Source organism: Phenylobacterium sp., assembly GCF_030697305.1.
Classification (GTDB): Bacteria; Pseudomonadota; Alphaproteobacteria; order Caulobacterales; family Caulobacteraceae; genus Phenylobacterium.
Genome location: NZ_JAUYQL010000020.1, coordinates 1 through 19,736 on the forward strand (window position 1 = coordinate 1; position 19,736 = coordinate 19,736).

The window sequence follows — 19,736 nt, forward strand, 5'->3', positions numbered from 1 at the left end:
GCGGCTTCGTTGGATCGACCGCAATCGCTGCACGCTGCGGCGTCTCGTCGTTCTCCTGCTTGAGGACGAAGCGTGTGCCGAGTGCGTCGAACACGGCACGCTGACATCCGCGCTCAGCCGCCGAAATCAGGTCTTGATTGAAGGGCCTGCTTTGAAGACTGCCGAGATAGACGCTCAGATCGACAACGAGGCCACCGAGGATTTCCGGGTCGGCGGTGTCCACAAGCGCCGCCGACGGGCTGCCTGTTGTGTTGCACCTTCCCGCCATAGCGGGGGACGCCCAAACAACTGCCCAGACGGCGAACGCTGTAATGATGCGACGCATACGCTCAACTCGCGGTGATAGGTGAGCATGCTATCCGCGCCGGGCGTGCTTACCTCGGCCAGTCCCTGAGTACGATAGTCCCATGATCAAGGGGACGCGGTTGAAAACACCTTCCACGTTGGACATCCTATCCTGGTATTTCACGCCTTTCCTCGCAGCACTGGTCACGCTAGCGGCATGGATACTCGTGGGGCCGTAGGTAGTCATCCTTCTGTGTTTCGGATTGCACATGCACTGGCGCGCTTTGCAAATCCTGGTCGCGCTCGCACCCTCGGTGCTGTTCGTCCCACTGGGCGTGTTCGTCTATCGGTGGTCGGGCGGCAGCCGGTGCGGAGCGGCGCGGAATTTCGATAGCCGCGGAACTTGGCGTTGCGGGCGCGCCCCACCGCGACTTCGTCGTGCGCCGCCATCGCGCCGGGGTGGTCATATATGCCGCCGAACCGGCGAACCCGCATTGATCATCGGGCAAGGCGGATCGCCCGCGCAAGACCGCCTGATTTGCAGATCGCTACAACGGCGCGCGTAAAGCGCTGGAACACATGATACATCTCGAGGGCTACATCTTCGGCGCGAAAATGTTCCGCGCCTCAATTTCTCCGACGTATGTTCGGGACACGGCTTTCACTTCGCGAGCCTCCGATCCGATAAGGAGCTGGCATGTCCGCCCAGTCCCCAGGACAGCCCGATATTGCGCTCGGCCTCGCCCTGGCGGTGGTCGCCGCCTCCACCGTGCCACTGCTGCTGCTCGACGGCGACTTGACCGTCGTCGCGGCGAGCGGCTCGTTCTGCCGCGCTTTTGACATCGATGAGGCTGGCGTATCCGGCGAGTCGATCTTCGCGTTGGGCGCTGGCGAGTGGAACATGCCCAGGCTGCGTTCGCTGCTGACCGCCACAGCTGCCGGCTCGGCCGAGATCGCAGCCTACGAGATCGATCTGGAACGTCCCGGGCGTCCGCCGCGCAAGCTGATGCTCAACGCCCACAAGCTCGTCTACGCCGGCGGCGCGGATGCGCGCATGCTGCTGACAGTGTCGGATGTCACCGACGCGCGGGCGGCGGACAAGCTGAAGGACGACCTGCTGCGCGAGAAGGCGATCCTGTTGCGCGAGGTCCAGCACCGGGTCGCCAACAGCCTGCAGATCATCGCCAGCGTGCTGTTGCAGAACGCGCGTACCGTACAGTCCGACGAGACCCGCAAACATCTGCACGAAGCGCACGGCCGCGTCATGTCGATCGCTGCGGTTCAGCAGCAACTGGCCACCTCAAGCGTCAGCGAGGTCAGGCTGCGGGCCTATTTCGAACAGCTATGCTCCAGCCTCGCAGCCTCGATGATCCAGGATCCCAAGCAGATCTCCCTGCAGGTCACCAGCGATGACACGGCCGTGCCCCCCGAGACCTCCATCAGCCTGGGCCTGATCGTCACCGAGTTGGTGATCAACGCGCTGAAGCACGCGTTTCCGGGACGGCGCAGCGGACAGATCCTGGTCGACTATGCTGCGCGGGGCGATGATTGGACCCTGTCCGTTGGCGACGACGGCGTGGGCATCGCCCAGGCGCCCGCCGGCGGCAAGCCTGGCTTGGGCACCAACATCATCGAGGCCCTGGCGGCGCAACTCCAGGCGCGGGTGGAGGTTGGCGACGCTTCGCCGGGGACAACGGTGTCGATCGTGCACGACGCCGCAGCGCTCGAATCACGGACCGCAGCGCCAGCCGTCGCGGCGCGACATTTGATTTGAACACAGGGGAACAATTCGACCTGAGGTTGTTTATTACCTAGAGGTAACCTCAGATGCAGTTCCAACGCGTCCTATTCGTCGATGACAATGTTCTGTGTAATCTGGAAATGTGCGACGCGCTGCGCGGTCATGGATACCGCGTCGTTTCAACATTCTGTGCATCGGCAGCTTTCGAAATCCTCGATCGACACCAGTATCTCTCTGCGCTGATTACAGATATCGACCTGGGCCCAGGACCCGACGGTTTCGATTTAGCGCGCCACGCGCGCGCCGCCTATCCTCACCTGCCTGTGGTCTACATTTCCGGTTCAGCAGCGAAGCGTCACGCGGCCGAGGGCGTGGAAGGCTCGATCTTCATCAGCAAGCCGCTCGGGTCCCGCGACATGATCGCGGCCCTAGAAAGCTCGATCACCCACGCTGAGACGTGATCTTGTTGATGAGGCGCAATCGGTCTTTTGGCGGGGCGGGTTCGGACTTAGGATGCTCCCCGTTCAAGGGAAACGTCCGCCATGGCCGCGCTCTTCCAGTCGACCCTCGCCCTGTGCGTCGTGATCGCGGCGGCCCTTGGCCTGGCTGCGCTCGCCGTGCTGCTGCAACGCCGTCGCGCGGGCAGAGCCCGCGGCGTGTCCGACGACAACTCCATCGCCCCGCTGGTGCGGCGCTTCGAGGAGGAACAGCTGGCTCGCATGGAAGCCGACGGCTTTCCCATGTGGCGCCCCGATCCTGAGAAGCTGAAGCGTATGACCACCGTCCGCGACTAGGGCGCCGCCACCGCGTCCGACGGCGCGTCCAAGGGCCGCCGCAGCGCGGAACCGCAATTTTAACCACCTGCCTGTATCGAAGACGGCGAAAATCGAAAGCTTCGCCGCATGACCCCTGACGACAGCACGCCGACCGCCGATCGCCGCCCCGCCTCGCGGGCGGCGCGGCTGCTCACCTTCCTGGCCGACCGGAGAGGCGCCATCGCCGTCTGGTTCGCCCTCGCCGCGCTGGTGCTGGTGATGTTCGTGTTCTGCGCCGTCGACCTCAGCCGCATCCAGTCGACGCGGACTCGATTGCAGGACGCAGTGGACGCCAGCGCCGTCGCCGTGGCGCGGATCGGACCGCAGACCGACGCGCAGATGGACCTGGCCGGCGACAAGATCCTGAAGAGCGAATACCGCGAAGGCACGTCGAGGCTGACGGTCTCGACCTTCAAGAGCGCACCGGAGAACAGCGTCGCGGTGAACGCGCAGGCGACTCTGGATCCGTTGGTCTCGCTGATCTGGCGCGGGCCGATCAAGATCGAGGTCAATTCGCTGGTCAAGCGCGGCCAGGAGTCGCCCGTGGAGCTGGTCATGGTGCTCGACACCACCGGCTCGATGAGCGGCGCGCGCATCGCCGCCCTGAAGGTCGCGGCCAAGAACCTGGTGACCAAGATGACGCCGAGCGGCGTCACCAACGTCAAGCTGGGCATCGTGCCTTTCGGGCAGTACGTCAACGTCGGCGTCCCCGCGCGCTACCAGCCGTGGACCGATGTACCGGCGGACTATTCGGTACCCGTGACGCCCCCTTGCACGACGATCACCAGCAAGACCACATGCCAGACTGAGAAGTACGCCTGCACGAAGGTCAACGACGGCGTCCCTTACAACACCACCTGCAGCCGCAACATCAACTGCGTGACCACGCCGGTGAACCCGCCGCAGCAAAACTGCCCCGCGCCGTACGTCAACAAGTACACCTTCCGCGGCTGCGTCGGCTCGCCGCCCTATCCGAAGAACGTCACCGACAACGACACCTCGCGGCGCTATCCCGGCTATCTTAACGTCAACTGCGGCGCCGAGATCACGCCGCTGACCACCAACAACGCCAAGATCGTCTCGGGCATCAACGCCCTGACAGCCACCGGCGAGACCTACCTGCCGGCCGGCCTCGCCTGGGGCTTCAATATGCTCTCGGCGCCGATCCCGCTGACCGAGGGCGCGGTCTATGACTCCACCGGTAAGAACCTGAAGCCGCGCAAGGCGATGATCCTGATGACCGATGGGACCAACACCCTGGCGCTCAATCCGGGATCCGGGACCACCAAGGGTCAGCACACGGCCCCGTCGGGGACCCGCACGATCGCCCAGACCAACGGCTACACGACCGAACTCTGCAACAACATCAAGGCGCAGAAGATCGAGGTGTTCACCGTCGCCTTCGAGGTCACCGACGCGACGGTCAAGGGCATCCTGCTGAACTGCGCCAGCGACCCGGCGCACTACTTCGACGCCGCCGACGCCGGCAAGCTGGACGCCGCCTTCCAGAACATCGCCGACGCCCTGCGCCAGATCTACATCGCCAAATAACGGCGCGGTGGCCGGCGTGCTTCTCCCTGGTTAAGGTGCCCGCACACCAACCAGGGAGAGAGGCCGAGATGCCCGCCTATGTGATTGCGATCCGCGACAAGACCGACCCCGAGGCCTACGCCGCCTACGGCAAGAAGGCGGCGCTCGCGCGCGCCGACCACAAGATCACCCCGCGCGTCCGCACCAACGACGTCATCGCGCTCGACGGCGCGCCGGCCGAAGGCGTGGTGATGCTGGAATTCCCTACCGTCGAGGAGGCGAAGGCCTGGTTCAACAGCCCTGCCTATCAGGAGGCGCGAAAAGAACGCGTCGGCAAGGTCGACTACCGCTTCCTGCTGGTCCAGGGCCTCGAGCCCTAATCGCGGCGGGTCATCGCCGCGGTGAGGCTGCCTGAGTAGGCCGCGTGCCCCACGTGGGTCAGGCGCGACTCCATGTCGGCCCAGATCTCGCCGCCCAGGTCGCGCCAGCGCCGGCAGAAGGCGTAGTCCTCCGACAGGTACTGTCCGGTCTCGGGCTCGATCATGGTGTCAAACACCATGACCGCCTCCGGCGCAGCCTTGTCGGCCATGTCGCCCATCCTCGCGCGCAGTTCAGGATGGGCGGCGACCACGCGCGCCACCGCGTCGCGCTTGATCATCATGAAGCCGGTGCCGACGTAGGCCACCTTGGCGAAGCCGCCATCGTCGACCTCGACGCTGCTGTCAGGCGTCGGGATGAAGCGGATCACATAGCCGACGGAGGCCGCCTGCAGATCGGCGACTCCGGCCTGGGCGGCGCGACGGGCCTTTTCCCAATCGATGGACTTCAGCGGATAGACCCCGCCGGCGAGATCCTTGTCGGCGGCCAGCAGGCGCATGACGTTCTCCGGCCGGAACCCGATGTCCGCGTCGCAGAAGAACAGATGGGTCGCCGAGGACTCCAGGAACTGAGCGGCGAGCCGGCTGCGCGCGCGGGTGATCAGCGCATCGCCGCCCATCAACTCGACATGCAGGCCGATTCCCTGCGCCTGACATACCGCCTGCAGGTCCAGCACCGAGCGCATGAAGGCGATATTGGCCAGGCCGCCGTAGCAGGGCGCAGCCAGGTAGATCGACGGCGATGGCGCCTTCATGGGGTGGCTCCTCGATGCGGCATGACCGGTGCGCGGGCGCCCGCGTGGTGAAGCCTGCGGCGAAACGTCAACTTTTCCAGGTTGAAATATGATTCTTGAGTCATCTTCGCTATTCGGAGTGTCGGTGTCGCGCCCAGGAGGCGCGAAGTGTGGTCTGGGGAGACAATACTTTGAGTGAGCCTTCCACCAAGGCGCCTGATCCGATGGACATTGCGCTAGGCGCAGCGGTGCGGATTCGCCGGCGGACGATCGGCATGTCTCAGGAGGCCCTGGCCGAGCAGTGCGGGGTGAGTTTCCAGCAGGTCCAGAAGTACGAGAACGGCGCCAACCGGATTTCGTTTTCCCGCCTGGTGCAGATCGCGCGCGCTTTGCGCTGCCGCGTGGTCGACCTGATGGACGTGCTCGACACGCCCGACGCCGAAGCGGTCAACGACCTGGATCTGTTGACGCGCATCCGCACGCCGGGCGCTACGGATCTACTCGCGGCCTATGAACGCCTGCCGAGCGAGGCGCGGCATGCGCTGGTGCAATTCCTGCAGTCGCTGGCGGCGCGCAGCGAAACTCCACGCAACCGCGCCGTCGCCTGAATCCAGGAGTCGAGCGGCAGCGTGGAGCGCTGATCTGCGTTAGATGGCTTTCAGATCGACCGCCGCGGTCTTCCCGCGCTCTTCGGTGAGCTGATAGCTGACCTTCTGGCCTTCGTTCAGGCCGCTCATGCCGGCCCGCTCGACGGCGGAGATGTGGACGAAGACGTCCTTGCCGCCGCCCTCCGGCTCGATAAAACCGAAGCCCTTGGTGCTGTTGAACCACTTCACGGTGCCGGTGGCCATGTCCGCGCGTCTCCTGGAAGTCCGGGTCGAGGGCGTCGGTTGGCCCGGCGCCCATGCAACATCTCAATCAGTTGGGGAAGCGGCGATTTTTGGACCGCCCGCGGCGTGTCTTGAGAGGGCGCGCCGAGATGCGCGGAATGGTCGTTGTTTCCCTGTCGCAGGGTGAGGGTCAACGCGCGGCGCAGTCAACCTTCAGCCAGCACGTGATCGATCACCGCGCGCGCTTCAGGCGTCGACCAGTCCGCGCCGCCAGCCAGTCGGCCGCGCTCGACGCCTTCAGGTCCGAAGATCACCGTGGTCGGCATCCCTGTCGCCGGCGGGGTGAAGGCGAAGGGCAGTTTGAACTTCGGGTCCGCGTAGAACTTCAACGGCGCGTGCTGGCCGATGAACTGGCGCGCCTTGTCCTGGTCCTTCTCGCCGTCGATGCTGACCGCCACCACCTCCACCGGCTTGCCGGCATAAGACGTTTGCAGCTTGGCCAGGGTCGGCATCTCGATGATGCAGGGCCCGCACCAGGTCGCCCACATGTTCAGCACCACCACCTTGCCCTTGAAGTCGGCCAGCCGCACCGGCTTGCCCGCCGCGTCGTAGAAACTGTTGGCGGGCGCCGCCGTCGCCTCCGCGGGCGTGGTCAGCTTGGCCATCTCGCCGCGGGCCAGAGGCTTCAGGCCCGCGTCGCGCGTGGGATTGGTGGAAGCCTGCACCATGATGTAGACAACGGCCGCGACGCCGAGCCCGGCGGCGCCCCAGAGCGCCCACTTCAAGAGGCCGGCCCTGGGCTTGGCCGTTGAATGATCGCTCATATGACCGACGACTCCTCGAACGCTTCGAACCGACCCGCCGGCGGCGGACAGGCGATGTGGGGCGGTCGCTTCTCGGACCGGCCGGATGCGCTGATGCAGGCGATTAACGTCTCCATCGGCTTCGACCGCCGCCTCGCGCCCCAGGACCTTGCGGGCTCGCGGGCGCACGCCGCGATGTTGCTCAAGCAAGGGGTGATATCAAGCGCCGACGAAGCCGCGATCCAACAGGGCCTGAACGCCATCGAGGCGGAGATCGCCTCAGGCGCCTTCCCGTTCCGCGAGGAATTCGAGGACATCCACATGAATGTGGAAGCCCGCCTTCGCGAACTGATCGGGCCGGCGGCCGGGTGGCTGCACACAGCGCGCTCGCGCAACGACCAGGTGGCGCTCGATTTCCGCATGTGGGTGCGCGACGCCTGCGCCGGCGCTCAGGCCCAGATCGTCGCCCTGCAACGCGCTCTGCTGACCCAGGCTGAAGCGCACGCCGAGACCCTGCTGCCCGGTTTCACCCACCTGCAGCCGGCCCAGCCGGTGACCTTCGGCCACCACATGATGGCCTATGTGGAGATGTTCGGCCGTGACGCCTCGCGCTTCGCAGACGCGGCCGCGCGGATGAACGAGAGCCCGCTGGGCGCGGCCGCGCTCGCAGGGTCCCCCTTCCCCATCGACCGGCAGGCGACGGCGAGCGCGCTTGGCTTCGACCGGCCGACCGCCAACTCGCTCGACAGCGTCTCGGCCCGCGACTTCGCGCTGGAGGCGCTGGCCGCGGCGACCATCTGCGCCACGCACCTCTCCCGGTTAGCCGAGGAGATCGTACTGTGGATGACGCCGCAGTTCGGGTTTGTGAAGCTGTCCGACGCCTTCACCACCGGCTCCTCGATCATGCCGCAGAAGAAGAACCCCGACGCCGCCGAGCTGGTCCGCGCCAAAGCCGGCCGTCTGCTGGGCGCCTTCACCCAACTGGTCGTGGTGATGAAGGGCCTGCCGCTCGCCTATTCGAAGGACATGCAGGAGGACAAGGTCCCGACCTTCGAAGCCTTCGACGCCCTGGAGCTGTCACTGTCAGCGATGGCCGGCATGGTCGCCGACCTCACGCCGAACGTCGAGCGGATGGCCGCCGCCGCCGGCGCCGGATTCTCCACCGCCACCGACCTCGCCGACTGGCTGGTCCGCGAGCTGGGCCTGCCGTTCCGTGACGCCCACCATGTCACCGGCGCCGCGGTGAAGCGCGCCGAGGACGCCGGCTACGACCTGGCCGGCCTGCCCCTCATCGATCTTCAGGCGCTGGAGCCACGGATCACCGCGGGCGTTTACGAGGTGCTGACGCCGCTCGCTTCGGTCGTCAGCCGCCGCAGCTATGGCGGAACAGCCCCCGATCAGGTCCGCGCCCAGGTTGCGCGTTGGAAGGAACTCCTGCGATGAACCGTCTCGCCCTCGCCGCCGCCTTCACCGCCGCCACAGCCCTCGCCGGCTGCGGCAAGCTGGGCGATCTGGAACGCCCCGGCCCGCTCTACGGCGCCGACCGCGCCACCTCGCAGAAGGCCGACGAGGTCAACCGCCAGGTGCAGGATCCGTCGCGCCCCGTCGACACCATCGACCCGCGCCAGCGCAGCGCCGATCCGGCCCCGCCTCGCACCCTGCCCATCGAGGGCGGCCCCAGCGATCCGTCGAAGGTCGGCCCGCAAGGCGCGCTGCCCGACCCCTACGCCAATCCACAATGAACCATTTCGACCTGCTGGGCGGGGAACTGGCCTGCGAAGGCGTGCCCCTGGCGCGTATCGCCGATGAGGTCGGCACGCCGGTCTATGTCTATTCCTCGGCGACGCTGGAGCGGCACTACACGGTGCTGCGCGATGCGCTACGCGGCGTCGGACTGGGCGAGCCGCTGATCGCCTATGCGGTCAAGGCCAACGGCAACCTCGCGGTCCTGCGGACGCTGGCGGCGCTCGGCGCCGGCGCCGACACGGTGTCGGAGGGCGAGATCCGCCGCGCGCTGGCCGCAGGCGTGCCGCCTGCGCGCATCGTCTTCTCCGGCGTCGGCAAGACCGCGGCAGAGATCGCTTTCGCCCTGAAGGCCGGCGTCGCCGAGATCAACGTCGAGTCCGAGCCGGAGATGGAGGCGATCGCCGAGGTCGCCGCAGGGCTCGGCCTGCGCGCCACGATCGCCTTCCGAGTCAATCCGGACGTCGAGGCCGGCGGCCACGCCAAGATCGCCACCGGCAAGGCCGAGAACAAGTTCGGCGTTTCCTTCGCCGAGGCCGAGCGCCTCTACGCCATGGCGTCCAACAACGCCGCCCTGCGCCCGATAGGCGTCGCCTGCCATATCGGCAGCCAGATCACCGACCTCGCCCCCATGCGCGCGGCCTTCGCCAAGATGCGCGGCCTGGTCGAACGGCTGCGCGCCGAGGGCCTGAGCGTCGAACGCCTGGACCTCGGCGGCGGCCTGGGCGTGCCCTATTTCAACCAGCCGGCGCCGCCCTCGCCGGACGACTACGCGGCGATGATTGCGCAGGCGCTGGGCGGGCTGGACGTGCAGCTGGCGTTCGAGCCCGGCCGGGTGATCGCCGCCAACGCCGGCGTGCTGCTGGCCCGCGTGCTGCATATCCACGAGCGGCCGGAAGGTCGGCGCTTCCTGGTGTTGGACGCCGCGATGAACGACCTGATTCGGCCGGCCATGTACGACGCCTTCCACGACATCCGCCCGGTGCATCCGCGTGGCGGCGAGCCGCTGGCCTATGACGTCGTGGGTCCGATCTGCGAGACCGGCGACACCTTCACCCGCGACCGCCCGCTGGCGCCGCTGCAGGCCGGCGACCTGGTGGCCTTCATGTCCGCCGGCGCCTACGGGGCGTCGATGGCTAGCGAATACAACAGCCGACCCCTGGTCCCCGAAGTGCTGGTCAAGGCCGACCGCTACGCCGTCGTCCGCGCCCGCCCGACCTACGAGGAAATGCTCGAACGCGAGCGCCCCGCGCCCTGGCAGTAAGACCCTACCCCGCTCATCCCGGCGAAAGCCGGGACCCAAGCTGAGCTTGGGTTTGCGCACTGGTAGCCCGCTTGGATCCCGACTTTCGTCGGGACGAGTGGAGTGGGGCGGCGTCAGCCCAGGTCGAAGCGGTGGGTCAGCCGCCAGCCGCGTCCGTCACGGATGTAGAGGCTTGCGGCCGTGAGCCGACAGTTGATGGGACCCATGGAGCGCGCCCGGTACGCCGCCGCCACGCCGTCAAGGATGCGCCGCTCGCCCCTGGCGATGGTCAGATGCGGCGTAGCGGCGTCGAACGCCCCGCCGTATGGCGCATAGCCTGGGAAGGCCTGCGCCAGCGTCCCGATCAGGCGGCGCACCGGCGCGTCGGGCTCGGGCGCGAGCCATAGAGCATCGGCGAAGCGGCCGAGACGCTCGAAACTCAACTCGAACTTCGGCTCGGCGGCGAACAGATCGGTGAGCGTCGTGATCACACCTGCGTCGCGCTCGCTGGCCGCGATAAACGGATAGACCAGAGTCACGTGAGCCGGCATTCCCGCGCGGGCCGCGGGGTCGTGGCGGCGTCGCCAGCGGCCGACCGCCGCGTCAGCCTGCGGAACGGCGAGCACCAGCCCGCTTGTCCCCATCAGTCCAGGGCGCCGATGTAAGGCAGGCCGCGCAGGCGTCCGCCGGCGTCCATCCCGTAGCCGACCAGGTAGCGGGCCGGCGCCTCCCAGGCGACGAACTGCGGCTCGATGGCGCGCGGCGTCGGCCAGGGCTTGCGGGCGAAGACCGCGGTCAGCACCTCGCTGGCCCCCGCATCATGCACCAGCCGCGCAGCCTCGCTGAGCGACAGACCGGTGTCGAAGACGTCGTCGACCACCAGGGCGCGGCGCCCGACCAGCGGGCGCTGCAGGTCGGCCCGCACTTCGCAGCGACCCGTGCTCGCGCGTTCATCGCCATAGCTAGCCAGCCAAAGCGCATCGAAGCGCACATGCCGCCCCGCCCGGGCCAGCGCCCGCATGAGGTCGGAGCAGAACCACAGGCCGCCGGTTAGCAGGCAAACCGCCACCGTCTCGTCGTCGATGCGCGGAGCGATCTCCCAGGCCAGCGCCTCGACACGGGCGGCGACCTCGGCCTCGCTCATCAGGACCGCGATCGCCTCGTCGCTCAACGCTTTTCCAGCGCGTAAGGCGAGTCCGCCGGCAGCGGCTTGGCCTCCACCGGCTCGACGTGCGGCTCGGGCGGGGCCGCCGCGCCGCGCAGCGTAGCCGGCGGCGCGTGGCCCTCCGCGGCCTTGGCGGAAGCCTTGTGCGTTTCAGGCTTGGCGTGCTCGGCCTTCTTGGCGGCGGACGTATGAGCGACGGCTTTCGCTGGCTTGGGGGCCGGCGCGAAGGTGACTTCGAGATCGTGCGCCGTCGACGGCGGGTCGAGGATGGCGATGGCGAAGTGCCGGGTCTCGCCCGGCGGGATGCGCGGATCGGCTGGGCGGGCGATCTGTGTCGCCACCGCCTTGCCGGCCTTGTTGAGCAGGCTGATCTTCAGCGGCGGGGTGGTGGCCGGCCGGTCCTGGATATTGCGGATCGCGCCGGCGATCGACAGCGCCGCGTGGCCGTCCTGCAGCGAGGGCTCGGCGCTGACATTCTCGATCACCAGCCCCAGTGCGTTCACCGGCAGGCCGATGGTGGCGTAGGCCGCCGCCGACTTCGGCCACAGCCGCACGACGTCGGAGCGGAACACCACAGCGAGTGCGATGACGATCGCCAGGGCCGCCGCCACGGCGGCCCAGATCGCGCCCGTGGTCGCCGCCTGGCGCACCTTTCGCTCGGTGTCGGCCCTGGCGCGGAACACCTTGGGCAGAGCTTCGCCTGGTAATGCGCTGACCGGTTTGGGTTCGATCAGCGGCGACTGGGGCTCTACGCCAACCGCGCCCTCCTCGGGCGAAGCGGTCAGTTCGAGCTCCGGCTCCAGCTTGGCGGTCCATCGCGTGCCGCAGTTGGCGCACTTCACCACCCGGCCCTGGGGCGGGATCTTGTCGTCATCCACGAAATAGCTGGTGGCGCACTCAGTGCAGGTCAGTATCATGACAGTCGAATCGGACGCTCCTGCAACCTCCACCGAGGTCGCCGATTTCGGTCTCCATGTCCAGAAACCCTACAGATGAGACGGCGACCCCAGCCGATGAGGCCGTCGTCCGTTTCGATGACATTTCGATGCGTTACGGGCGCGGCCCCGAGGTGCTCAAGGATCTCACCTTCGAGCTGGAGCGGGGCTCGTTCCATTTCGTCACCGGTCCCTCGGGCGCGGGCAAGAGCTCGCTGCTCAAACTGATCTATCTGGCCGCCAAGCCGACCAAGGGCCTGGTGCATCTGTTCGGTCAGGACATCTCACGGCTGGCGGTCAAGGACCAGCCGTTCCTTAGGCGTCGAATCGGAGTGGTGTTCCAGGAATTCCGCCTGCTCGAACATCTGTCGGCGTTCGATAACGCCGCCCTTCCCTTGCGCATCGCTGGCGGCCGGCCGGAGAGCTACCGCGACGACGTCGCCGAGCTGCTGGCCTGGGTGGGATTGCGCCACCGTATGCACGCCATGCCGGCGACCCTGGCCGGCGGCGAGAAGCAGCGCCTGGCGATCGCGCGCGCGGTGGTCAACCGCCCCGACATCCTGCTGGCCGACGAGCCCACCGGCAACGTCGACCACGAGATGGCGATGCGCATCTTCCGGCTGTTCGTCGAGCTGAACCGGCTCGGCACCACCATCCTCATCGCCACCCACGACCAGGACCTGGTGGCCCGCTCGGGCCGCCCGGTGCTGCATCTGGAGGGCGGCCGGATGGTGCGCCACGGGGTCCAGGACGAGGCCCAGCCATGAGCGAGATGTTCGACGCCGCCCGCTGGAAGCCCGCGCCTTTCCTGCCCGAGGCCGACGCACGCGACGGAGCGCTGATCTTCGTCGTCGCGGTGTTGAGCTTCCTCGCCTGCCTGATGGCGTTGGCCTTTGTCTCCGCCGACCGCGCCGCCCACGGCTGGGCCCAGCAACTGGTCGGCGAGGCGACGGTGATCGTGCGACCCAAGGGGGGCGAGAGCCCGGACGCCGCCGCCGCGCGCGCCGCCGAGACCCTGGCCGGCGTGCCCGGCGTCTCCGAGGCCCGCGCCCTGGAGCGCGAGAAGGCCTACGACCTGATCCGGCCTTGGCTGGGCGACGTCACCGACCTGGAGGACCTGCCGGTGCCCAGGCTGGTCACCGTCGAACTGGACCGTCGCAACACCCCCAGCGCCGCGACCCTCGACCAGGCGCTGAAGGCTCAGGGCCTGGACGGCGTCGTGGACGACCACAGTCTGTGGCTCAAGGACATCACCCGTGCGGCCTGGGCGGCGCGCTGGCTGGGCGGCGGGGTGTTCCTGCTGATCGCCGGCGCGGCCGCCGCGGTGATCGCCTTCGCTACCCGCGCCGGCCTCACCGCGCGGCGCGACGTGGTCGAGGTGCTGCACCTGGCGGGCGCCGAGCATGCGCTGATCGCCAAGCTGTTCCAGGCCCGCTTTGCGCGCATCGCCGCCGTCGGCGGCACGGCCGGCGCGCTCACCGCCGCGGCGGTCGGCGCAACCCTGCGGATGGCCGGCGGCGGAGAGGGCCTGACCCCCGCCCTGCCGATCGCCTGGAGCGACCTGCTGGTGCTGCTGCCCTGCCCGGTGGCTGCGGCGCTGGTGGCGGCGCTGGCCGCACGGTTCACCGCCGATTCGATGATCCGGGACCTGCAATGAAGGGGATCGCCGCAGTGCTCGTGGCGGCGGCGATCTGGGCCGCGGGCCTGTTCGCGTTCGCCGACCGAGTGGACCGTTCCACGCCCGCGCGCGCGCCGCAGCCGGCGCAGGGCGTCGTCGCCCTCACCGGCGCAGGGTCCAACGAACGGCTGAGCGCGGCTATGCACCTGCTGGAGCTGGGCCTCGCCGAGCGCATGCTGGTGTCGGGGGTCAACCGAGAGGCGTCGCGCGAGGACATCCGAACGGTCAGCAAGGCGGCGCGACGGCTCTACGACTGCTGCGTCGACCTGGGTTTCGAAGCCGCCACGACGCTCGGCAACGCCCGCGAGACCGCCGGCTGGACGCGGGCCATGCGCTTCCACAGCCTGATCGTGGTCACCGCCGACTATCACATGCCGCGCGCCATGCTGGAGCTGCGCGCCACCCTGCCCGACGCGAAGCTGGAGGCCTATCCGGTGGCGACCTCCGTGGTGGACGCCAGCCGCTGGTGGCGCACGACCCGCGGCGCGCGGCTGATGGTCGTGGAGTACACCAAATACCTGGCGATCTTGACGCGCGAGGCGGTGCTGGGCCTTGGCCCAAAGGCCGAAACGGAAGACAAGGCGGCGACACAGGATAAGGGGGCGCGCCAGTGATCGCCGTGCGGTCTGTGGCCTTCGTGGTCGCGTTCTACATCTGGTCGGTGATGTGCTCGCTGGCCATGTTCCCAATGCTGATCGCGCCCCGGCGCTGGTCGATGGTCGCCATGGCCGTGTGGGGACGCGGGATTATCGCTCTGCTGGGCGTGATCTGCGACGTCAAGGTCGAGGTGCGCGGGCGCGAGCATATGCCGAAAGGCGCATCGGTGGTCGCCCCCAAGCATCAGTGCATGTTCGACGTCTTCGCCCAGTTCGCCTGGCTGCCCGACGCGTGCTTCGTGATGAAGCGGGAGCTCGGGTGGATCCCGTTCTTCGGTTGGTACGCCCACAAGGGCGGGATGATCCCGGTGGACCGCGCCGGCCATTCCGCGGCGCTGAAGAAGCTCGTGGCCGACGCCAAGCAGCGCTTCGCCGGCCACCGCCAGCTGCTGATCTTCCCGGAAGGCACCCGTCAGGAGCCCGGCGCGGCGGGGGACTACAAGCCCGGCATCGCTGCGCTCTATCGCGAGCTCGACGTGCCGGTTCACCCCGTCGCGACCAACTCAGGCGTCCATTGGCCGGCGCACGGCTATTTGCGCTACCCCGGGACCATCGTCTTCGAGTACCTGGAACCGATCCCACCCGGGCTGAAGCGCGCCGAATTCATGCGCACCCTGGAAGAGCGGATCGAGACCGCCTGCGCCCGGCTGCTGGCGAGCGGGATCTAAGTCGCCGCCTCGCGCGCCTCAACCATCGCCAGCAGGCGCTCCATGGCGCGGTCGCGCAGGCCCTCGGCCCGCAGGTGCTCCACGAGGTCGCGCACGTAGTCGACGTTGCGCCCCGACAGGCCGGTCGCGCCGGCGATCAGCTCGCATTGCCGCTCCAGGCTCAGCACGCCGGCCCATTGCGGATGCTTGACATCGGACAGGAAGGTGAGCGCCTCCACCCGCCGGCCGTCCGCCAGCCGCAGGGACGTGGAGCTCTCGTAGTAGGTCTCGGTCGGCTGTTCGCGTTCTCGCAGGTAGTCGTAGGTGGCGGGCCAGTCAGCTTGCGCCACCCGATAGGCCTTGCCGCGCACCGCTCCGCCCGGGGCCAGGCCCAGCACCAGGCCCGGCCGTTCGTAGGTGCCGCGGTGATGGACCGAATAGATGCAGAACGCCCGGCGTCGGCCGTGTAGGGTCGCGTGCTGACGCTCAAGAAACGGGAACCCCGGTCGCCACATCAGGGACCCGTATCCGAACACCCATCGCTCGCCTGAGTCCGCCCGCGACATCGCCCCTCTCGGATCAACCGACTGAAGGTCCGTCCATGCCCGATACCGCCCCGCCCCGCAAACACAGCCGGCTCGGCCTCTATCTGCCGTTCGCAATTCTGCTCGTCGCGATCGTGGCCTGGACCGGCTACTGGTTCTGGGCGCGCATCCAGACCCGCGAGACCCTGGACCTCCAGGCCCAGGCGCTGCGCGCGGCGGGCTACGAGGTCAGCTGGAAGACCCGCTCGCTGGGCGGCTATCCGTTCCGCATGGACGTGACCCTGACCGAGGCCGTGGTTCGCGACCCGTCCGGCTGGTCGCTCTCGGCGCCCCGGCTGGAAGGCGAGGCCTTCATGCACGCACTTGGCCATTGGATGCTGGCGACGCCGCAAGGCCTCAGCTTCAACCGCCCGGTCGGCGGGCCGGTGGAGGTCACGGGCAAGCTGTTGCGGGCCAGTTTCACCGATTTAGACAAGCGCCCGCCCAGCCTGTCGTTCGAAGGGGTGGACCTCGCCTTCGCCGCCGCGCCCGGCGCCCAGCCCTTTCCACTGACGGCGGCGGGACGTGTTGAATTCCATCTGCGCCCCGGGCCCGACGACGAGGGTGGGGTGTTCCTCAAGGTTGACGCCGGCAAGGCGCGCGGCGGGCTCTTGCTGGCCAGGATTGCAGGCGACAAGCCGGTGGCCATCCGCTGGAATTCCACCCTGTCGAAGATGAGCGCCATGCAGGGCGCAAACTGGCCGGCCATGGTGCGCGCCTGGTCGACGGCCGGTGGGGCGATGAAGTTGCGGGACGCCGGCATCGGCGCGGGCGACGCAGGCGTAGAGGCCAGCGGCGGCCAGCTCACCGTGGGCGGCGACGGCCGCGCGCGCGGCGTGCTCGACGTCTCCATCCGCCAGCCGGTCCGCGTCGTCGAAGCGCTCGCACAGTCCGGCGTCATCGCGCCTGAGACCGCCCAGACGGCCTCCGCCGTGCTTGCAGCGCGCCAAGGCGGGGCCGACGCAGCCGCGGCGGCGATCACCTTCGAGGCCGGCCGCGCAACGCTCGGGCCTGTGGCGATCGGCCCCGCGCCGCGGGTCTATTGAGCGGCCTGCGCGCTATTGCGCCCGCAGCCGCGATGACTTAGGTCGCGATCCATCGTTTTCGCGGGGGCGATATGGCCGAGGCCGATCCCAAGACCACCGCCGCTCCATCGCTGGACGCGGTGCGCACGCGCATCGACGCGATCGACGCCGAGGTGCTACGCCTCGTCGACGAGCGCGCGGGCCTGGCGCACGTGGTCGTGGCGGCCAAGGCGGCGGCGGGCGACGCGGGCAAATTCGGCCTGCGCCCGGCGCGCGAAACCCAGATCATCCGCCGCATGCTGTCGATGCTGAGCCAGGGCGCGACGCCCGGGCTGGTGATCCGCATCTGGCGCGAGATGATGGCCGAGAGCCTGGCCCTGCAGGGGCCCTTTAACCTCAGCGTCTGGGGCGGCGCGGACGCCACACGCACCGTCGAACTCGCCCGCGCCCGCTTCGGCGGCGCGCCGGGGCTTAAACTGGCGACCCGGCCGGAGGAAGCGCTGGCCGCGGCGCTGTCGCAGGGCGGCGTCGGCGTGCTGGCGCTGAACCCCGACACCGCGTGGTGGGGCCGCCTGCTGGCCCAGCCGCGGGTCAAGGTGTTCGCGGCCCTCCCCTGCCTCTCCTCGCAAGGTCCAATGGGCGCCCTCGCCGTCGCCGAGGTCGAGGTGGAGCCCACGGGATCGGACATGACCTTCTGGGTCACAGACGCGGCCGGCGGCGCAGGCTCCATCGAAGAGGCTCTGGGCCGTGACGGCGTGGCGGCGACCTGCATCGCGGTGGCGGGCGGACTGAAGTTGTTCAGCCTCGCGGGTTTCTACCAGGCGGACGACGCGCGGCTCGCGCGCGCGCCTGGCGGCATGTCAGGCGTGATCGGCGCCGCGCCGACGCCGTTCGACGTCTGAGCGACCCCCGCGCTCACGCGGGGGGCGGCTTCACCCTCACCTGATCCAGCAGACTGCGCGCCTGGTCGACGAAGGCCTCGACCACCTCGGCGGCGAACGGGTTCTGCGTCTGGATGGCGGTGAACAGCTCGAACGTATCGGCCCCGATCAGCGAGCAAAGCTCCAGAAGGTGCTGATAGGACACGGTCTTCAGCTGCTCGTCCGGGATGCCCAGGTTGACCAACGAACGGCCGATCAGATGGGTCAGGGCCTGGACGTAGGCCATTTCCCGATCGTGCTCCTCAGGGCTGGTGAGCGTCACGGTCAGGCCGAGCGAACGGCCGAACGCGACCACCTTCTCGTGCCGCTCGCCGCGGATCGGGCAGACCACGAGGCGCAGGCCGGACAGCCCCGCCTTGGCGCTCTGCGGCCCGAACAGCGGGTGGGTCGCCACCAGATCGCAGTGTGCGGGGAGCAGTTCGAGCATCCACTGGGTCGGCAGCATCTTCACCGAACCCACGTCGATCACCAGGGCGCCCGGCGCGACATGGGCGCTGATCGCCTGGAACACCCCGCGCATGACCGGCACCGGCACGGCGACGATCACCACCTCGCGAGACGCCGCGTCCTCGGGTGCGCCGAAGCCGACGCCGATCGCCTGGGCGCGCGCCGCGGCGTCCGGCGCGGGGTCCGCAACCAGCACGTCGAAGTGGTCTTTCAGGATGCCCGCGGCCAACTGCCCGAACTGCCCGAACCCAATCAAGCCAAGGCTCTTCATGCTCGGTGACTAACGCGCGCCGTGCCGCTTCGCAAACCGCCGTCCGTTGACGCGCGAGCGGGAGAGCCCGCAGGATCACGCCGAGCCAATAGGACGACATCCATGAGTGATCTCGCGACCGTCCATGTCAGCAAACGATTCGAGGCCACGCCGGAGCGCGTGTTCGACGCGTGGCTGGACCCGGCGCTCGCCGGGCAGTTCCTGTTCGCCACACCCACGGGGACGATGATCACCGTCGAGATCGACCCCAAGGTCGGCGGGCGCTTCACCTTCATCGAGCATCGGCCCGAGCAGGGCGACATCGAGCACATCGGCGAGTACCTGGCGATCGAGCGGCCGAGGCGGCTGTCGTTCACCTTCGCGGTTCCTGAGTTCTCCGACGCCTACACCACGGTGACCGTCGAGATTGCGCCCATCGGAGCGGGCTGCGGCCTGACTCTCACCCATGAAGGCGTACTTCCCGACTACGAGCGACAAACCGCGCAAGGCTGGACCACGATCCTGGGCGCCCTGGCCAAAGCCCTCGGCGAGGCGACCGACTGACCGCGACCTCTCCGGCCCCCTCCCCCTCCAGGTGAAGGGAGTCAGCCTGTGGGCTTCAGGAAGCCTTCCACGGCTTCGATCGCCTCGACGAGGGTGAGGCGCTGGACCGCGACGCCCGGCGGCAGGCCTGAGAACAGCCGCGTCGGCGCGGCGGCGTCCAGCATGACGAACACGCCGCGGTCGTCCGCCCGGCGGATCAACCGGCCGAACGCCTGGGAGATGCGGCCCCTGGCGACCGAGTCGTCGTAGCCCTTGCCGCCAAAGCGCGTGCGCCGCGCCTTGTGCAGGATGTTGGGCCTGGGCCACGGCACGCGGTCGAACACCAGCAAACGCAGGGAGCGGCCCGGCACGTCGACCCCGTCGCGCACCGCGTCGGTGCCCAGCAGGCAGGCGTCCTCCTCGGTGCGAAAGATGTCCACCAGCGCGCCGACCTCCAGCGGATCCACGTGCTGGGCGTAGAGCGCCAGGCCCTTGTCGGCCAAGGGCGCGGCGATCCGCTCATGGACGTCGCGCAGTCGCCGGATGGCGGTGAAAAGGCCCAGCCCGCCGCCGCCGGACGCCAGGAACAGCTCGCGCATCGCCGCGGAGATCTGCCGCGGATCGTCCCGCCCGACGTCGGTGACCACCAGGGCGCGGGCGTTGGACGCATAGTCGAACGGCGAGGCGACGCGGATCGTGCGTGGCCGCTCCGGCAGGCGCGCGGCCCCCGTGCGCATCTCGGCCAGGGCGAACGGATCGTCCAG

26 protein-coding genes are annotated in these 19,736 nt (G+C 68.7%); 16 read left to right on the forward strand and 10 right to left on the reverse strand.

Going from position 1 to position 19,736, the window contains the following annotated elements:
* Positions 1 to 223: hypothetical protein (locus Q8R27_RS01975; protein ID WP_305697431.1), on the reverse strand; the 223-nt coding region annotated here is incomplete at its 3' end.
* 759 nt (positions 224 to 982) lie between these two features.
* Between Q8R27_RS01975 and Q8R27_RS01980 the strand changes: the two genes are divergently transcribed.
* The 5 genes from Q8R27_RS01980 (at position 983) to Q8R27_RS02000 (ending at position 4,751) form a co-directional block, all read left to right on the forward strand.
* On the forward strand, positions 983 to 2,059 hold the full coding sequence (locus Q8R27_RS01980) for a sensor histidine kinase (RefSeq protein WP_305697432.1): 1,077 nt from the start codon (positions 983 to 985) through the stop codon (positions 2,057 to 2,059).
* 53 nt (positions 2,060 to 2,112) lie between these two features.
* Entirely contained in the window at positions 2,113 to 2,487 is a 375-nt protein-coding gene (locus tag Q8R27_RS01985) for a response regulator (protein ID WP_305697433.1), read from the forward strand.
* An 81-nt stretch (positions 2,488 to 2,568) separates the two neighbouring features.
* Positions 2,569 to 2,820 carry a hypothetical protein gene (locus tag Q8R27_RS01990; protein WP_305697434.1) on the forward strand — a complete coding sequence of 84 codons (252 nt, stop codon included), beginning with the start codon at positions 2,569 to 2,571 and terminating at the stop codon, positions 2,818 to 2,820.
* Positions 2,821 to 2,928: 108 nt separating this feature from the next.
* Positions 2,929 to 4,392, forward strand: a complete 1,464-nt coding sequence (locus Q8R27_RS01995) for a pilus assembly protein TadG-related protein (protein ID WP_305697435.1) — start codon at positions 2,929 to 2,931, stop codon at positions 4,390 to 4,392.
* A 68-nt stretch (positions 4,393 to 4,460) separates the two neighbouring features.
* Entirely contained in the window at positions 4,461 to 4,751 is a 291-nt protein-coding gene (locus tag Q8R27_RS02000) for a DUF1330 domain-containing protein (protein WP_305697436.1), read from the forward strand.
* On the opposite strand, the gene Q8R27_RS02005 is transcribed toward Q8R27_RS02000, so the two are convergent.
* On the reverse strand, positions 4,748 to 5,503 hold the full coding sequence (locus Q8R27_RS02005) for a hypothetical protein (RefSeq protein ID WP_305697437.1): 756 nt from the start codon (positions 5,501 to 5,503) through the stop codon (positions 4,748 to 4,750). The two genes, Q8R27_RS02000 and Q8R27_RS02005, sit on opposite strands and share 4 nt — an antisense overlap.
* A gap of 203 nt (positions 5,504 to 5,706) precedes the next feature.
* On the opposite strand from Q8R27_RS02005, the gene Q8R27_RS02010 reads away from it, so the two are divergent.
* The gene (locus Q8R27_RS02010) at positions 5,707 to 6,090 is read left to right on the forward strand and encodes a helix-turn-helix domain-containing protein (RefSeq protein WP_305697438.1); all 384 of its coding nucleotides are present in this window, start codon (positions 5,707 to 5,709) and stop codon (positions 6,088 to 6,090) included.
* Positions 6,091 to 6,129: 39 nt separating this feature from the next.
* Here the strand turns inward: Q8R27_RS02010 and Q8R27_RS02015 are convergent, their stop codons facing one another.
* Both Q8R27_RS02015 and Q8R27_RS02020 read right to left on the reverse strand, forming a co-directional pair.
* Positions 6,130 to 6,333, reverse strand: a complete 204-nt coding sequence (locus Q8R27_RS02015) for a cold-shock protein (protein ID WP_305697439.1) — start codon at positions 6,331 to 6,333, stop codon at positions 6,130 to 6,132.
* Between the two features lie 185 nt (positions 6,334 to 6,518).
* Entirely contained in the window at positions 6,519 to 7,136 is a 618-nt protein-coding gene (locus Q8R27_RS02020; RefSeq protein ID WP_305697440.1) for a TlpA disulfide reductase family protein, read from the reverse strand.
* Here Q8R27_RS02020 and argH point away from each other — a divergent pair, their 5' ends adjacent.
* The 3 genes from argH to lysA are packed head-to-tail and all read left to right on the forward strand — an operon-like array spanning position 7,137 to position 10,122.
* The gene (gene argH / locus Q8R27_RS02025) at positions 7,137 to 8,558 is read left to right on the forward strand and encodes an argininosuccinate lyase (RefSeq protein WP_305697441.1); all 1,422 of its coding nucleotides are present in this window, start codon (positions 7,137 to 7,139) and stop codon (positions 8,556 to 8,558) included. It abuts the gene before it with no gap.
* Complete coding sequence (locus Q8R27_RS02030) at positions 8,555 to 8,857, forward strand: hypothetical protein (RefSeq protein ID WP_305697442.1); 303 nt, start codon at positions 8,555 to 8,557, stop codon at positions 8,855 to 8,857. Before argH ends, Q8R27_RS02030 begins: the two co-directional genes overlap by 4 nt.
* Positions 8,854 to 10,122: a diaminopimelate decarboxylase gene (gene lysA, locus Q8R27_RS02035; protein WP_305697443.1), complete on the forward strand. Its 1,269-nt coding sequence runs from the start codon at positions 8,854 to 8,856 to the stop codon at positions 10,120 to 10,122. Before Q8R27_RS02030 ends, lysA begins: the two co-directional genes overlap by 4 nt.
* Before the next feature lie 113 nt (positions 10,123 to 10,235).
* Here lysA and Q8R27_RS02040 read toward each other — a convergent pair whose 3' ends face one another.
* From Q8R27_RS02040 to Q8R27_RS02050, 3 genes are read right to left on the reverse strand one after another with little or no spacing between them, the layout of a single operon-like run.
* Positions 10,236 to 10,745 carry a 2'-5' RNA ligase family protein gene (locus tag Q8R27_RS02040; protein WP_305697444.1) on the reverse strand — a complete coding sequence of 170 codons (510 nt, stop codon included), beginning with the start codon at positions 10,743 to 10,745 and terminating at the stop codon, positions 10,236 to 10,238.
* Positions 10,745 to 11,245 carry a phosphoribosyltransferase gene (locus Q8R27_RS02045; RefSeq protein ID WP_305697456.1) on the reverse strand — a complete coding sequence of 167 codons (501 nt, stop codon included), beginning with the start codon at positions 11,243 to 11,245 and terminating at the stop codon, positions 10,745 to 10,747. The genes Q8R27_RS02040 and Q8R27_RS02045 overlap by 1 nt, the downstream gene beginning before the upstream one ends.
* A 23-nt stretch (positions 11,246 to 11,268) precedes the next feature.
* On the reverse strand, positions 11,269 to 12,183 hold the full coding sequence (locus Q8R27_RS02050) for a DUF3426 domain-containing protein (RefSeq protein WP_305697445.1): 915 nt from the start codon (positions 12,181 to 12,183) through the stop codon (positions 11,269 to 11,271).
* A gap of 56 nt (positions 12,184 to 12,239) precedes the next feature.
* On the opposite strand from Q8R27_RS02050, the gene ftsE reads away from it, so the two are divergent.
* Genes ftsE through Q8R27_RS02070 form a run of 4 tightly spaced genes read left to right on the forward strand, consistent with a single transcriptional unit; the run spans position 12,240 to position 15,203 of the window.
* Entirely contained in the window at positions 12,240 to 12,968 is a 729-nt protein-coding gene (gene ftsE / locus Q8R27_RS02055) for a cell division ATP-binding protein FtsE (protein ID WP_305697446.1), read from the forward strand.
* A complete protein-coding gene (locus tag Q8R27_RS02060) occupies positions 12,965 to 13,858 on the forward strand; it encodes an ABC transporter permease (protein WP_305697447.1) in 894 nt (297 codons plus the stop codon). Before ftsE ends, Q8R27_RS02060 begins: the two co-directional genes overlap by 4 nt.
* Positions 13,855 to 14,493: a YdcF family protein gene (locus Q8R27_RS02065; RefSeq protein ID WP_305697448.1), complete on the forward strand. Its 639-nt coding sequence runs from the start codon at positions 13,855 to 13,857 to the stop codon at positions 14,491 to 14,493. The genes Q8R27_RS02060 and Q8R27_RS02065 overlap by 4 nt, the downstream gene beginning before the upstream one ends.
* Positions 14,490 to 15,203 (forward strand): 1-acyl-sn-glycerol-3-phosphate acyltransferase, encoded by a 714-nt coding sequence (locus Q8R27_RS02070; RefSeq protein WP_305697449.1) that lies wholly within the window; start codon positions 14,490 to 14,492, stop codon positions 15,201 to 15,203. The genes Q8R27_RS02065 and Q8R27_RS02070 overlap by 4 nt, the downstream gene beginning before the upstream one ends.
* On the opposite strand, the gene Q8R27_RS02075 is transcribed toward Q8R27_RS02070, so the two are convergent.
* Positions 15,200 to 15,748: a gamma-glutamylcyclotransferase gene (locus tag Q8R27_RS02075; protein ID WP_305697450.1), complete on the reverse strand. Its 549-nt coding sequence runs from the start codon at positions 15,746 to 15,748 to the stop codon at positions 15,200 to 15,202. The genes Q8R27_RS02070 and Q8R27_RS02075 overlap by 4 nt on opposite strands.
* A 35-nt stretch (positions 15,749 to 15,783) precedes the next feature.
* Between Q8R27_RS02075 and Q8R27_RS02080 the strand changes: the two genes are divergently transcribed.
* Both Q8R27_RS02080 and Q8R27_RS02085 read left to right on the forward strand, forming a co-directional pair.
* Positions 15,784 to 16,812 carry a DUF2125 domain-containing protein gene (locus tag Q8R27_RS02080; RefSeq protein WP_305697451.1) on the forward strand — a complete coding sequence of 343 codons (1,029 nt, stop codon included), beginning with the start codon at positions 15,784 to 15,786 and terminating at the stop codon, positions 16,810 to 16,812.
* 71 nt (positions 16,813 to 16,883) lie between these two features.
* Positions 16,884 to 17,693 (forward strand): chorismate mutase, encoded by an 810-nt coding sequence (locus Q8R27_RS02085; protein ID WP_305697452.1) that lies wholly within the window; start codon positions 16,884 to 16,886, stop codon positions 17,691 to 17,693.
* A 13-nt stretch (positions 17,694 to 17,706) separates the two neighbouring features.
* Here the strand turns inward: Q8R27_RS02085 and Q8R27_RS02090 are convergent, their stop codons facing one another.
* Positions 17,707 to 18,435 carry a prephenate dehydrogenase/arogenate dehydrogenase family protein gene (locus tag Q8R27_RS02090; RefSeq protein ID WP_305697453.1) on the reverse strand — a complete coding sequence of 243 codons (729 nt, stop codon included), beginning with the start codon at positions 18,433 to 18,435 and terminating at the stop codon, positions 17,707 to 17,709.
* Between the two features lie 117 nt (positions 18,436 to 18,552).
* Between Q8R27_RS02090 and Q8R27_RS02095 the strand changes: the two genes are divergently transcribed.
* Positions 18,553 to 18,993: an SRPBCC domain-containing protein gene (locus tag Q8R27_RS02095; RefSeq protein WP_305697454.1), complete on the forward strand. Its 441-nt coding sequence runs from the start codon at positions 18,553 to 18,555 to the stop codon at positions 18,991 to 18,993.
* A 41-nt stretch (positions 18,994 to 19,034) separates the two neighbouring features.
* Here the strand turns inward: Q8R27_RS02095 and Q8R27_RS02100 are convergent.
* Positions 19,035 to 19,736, reverse strand: a 702-nt coding sequence (locus Q8R27_RS02100) for a helicase C-terminal domain-containing protein (RefSeq protein WP_305697455.1), incomplete at its 5' end; no start/stop codon positions are given.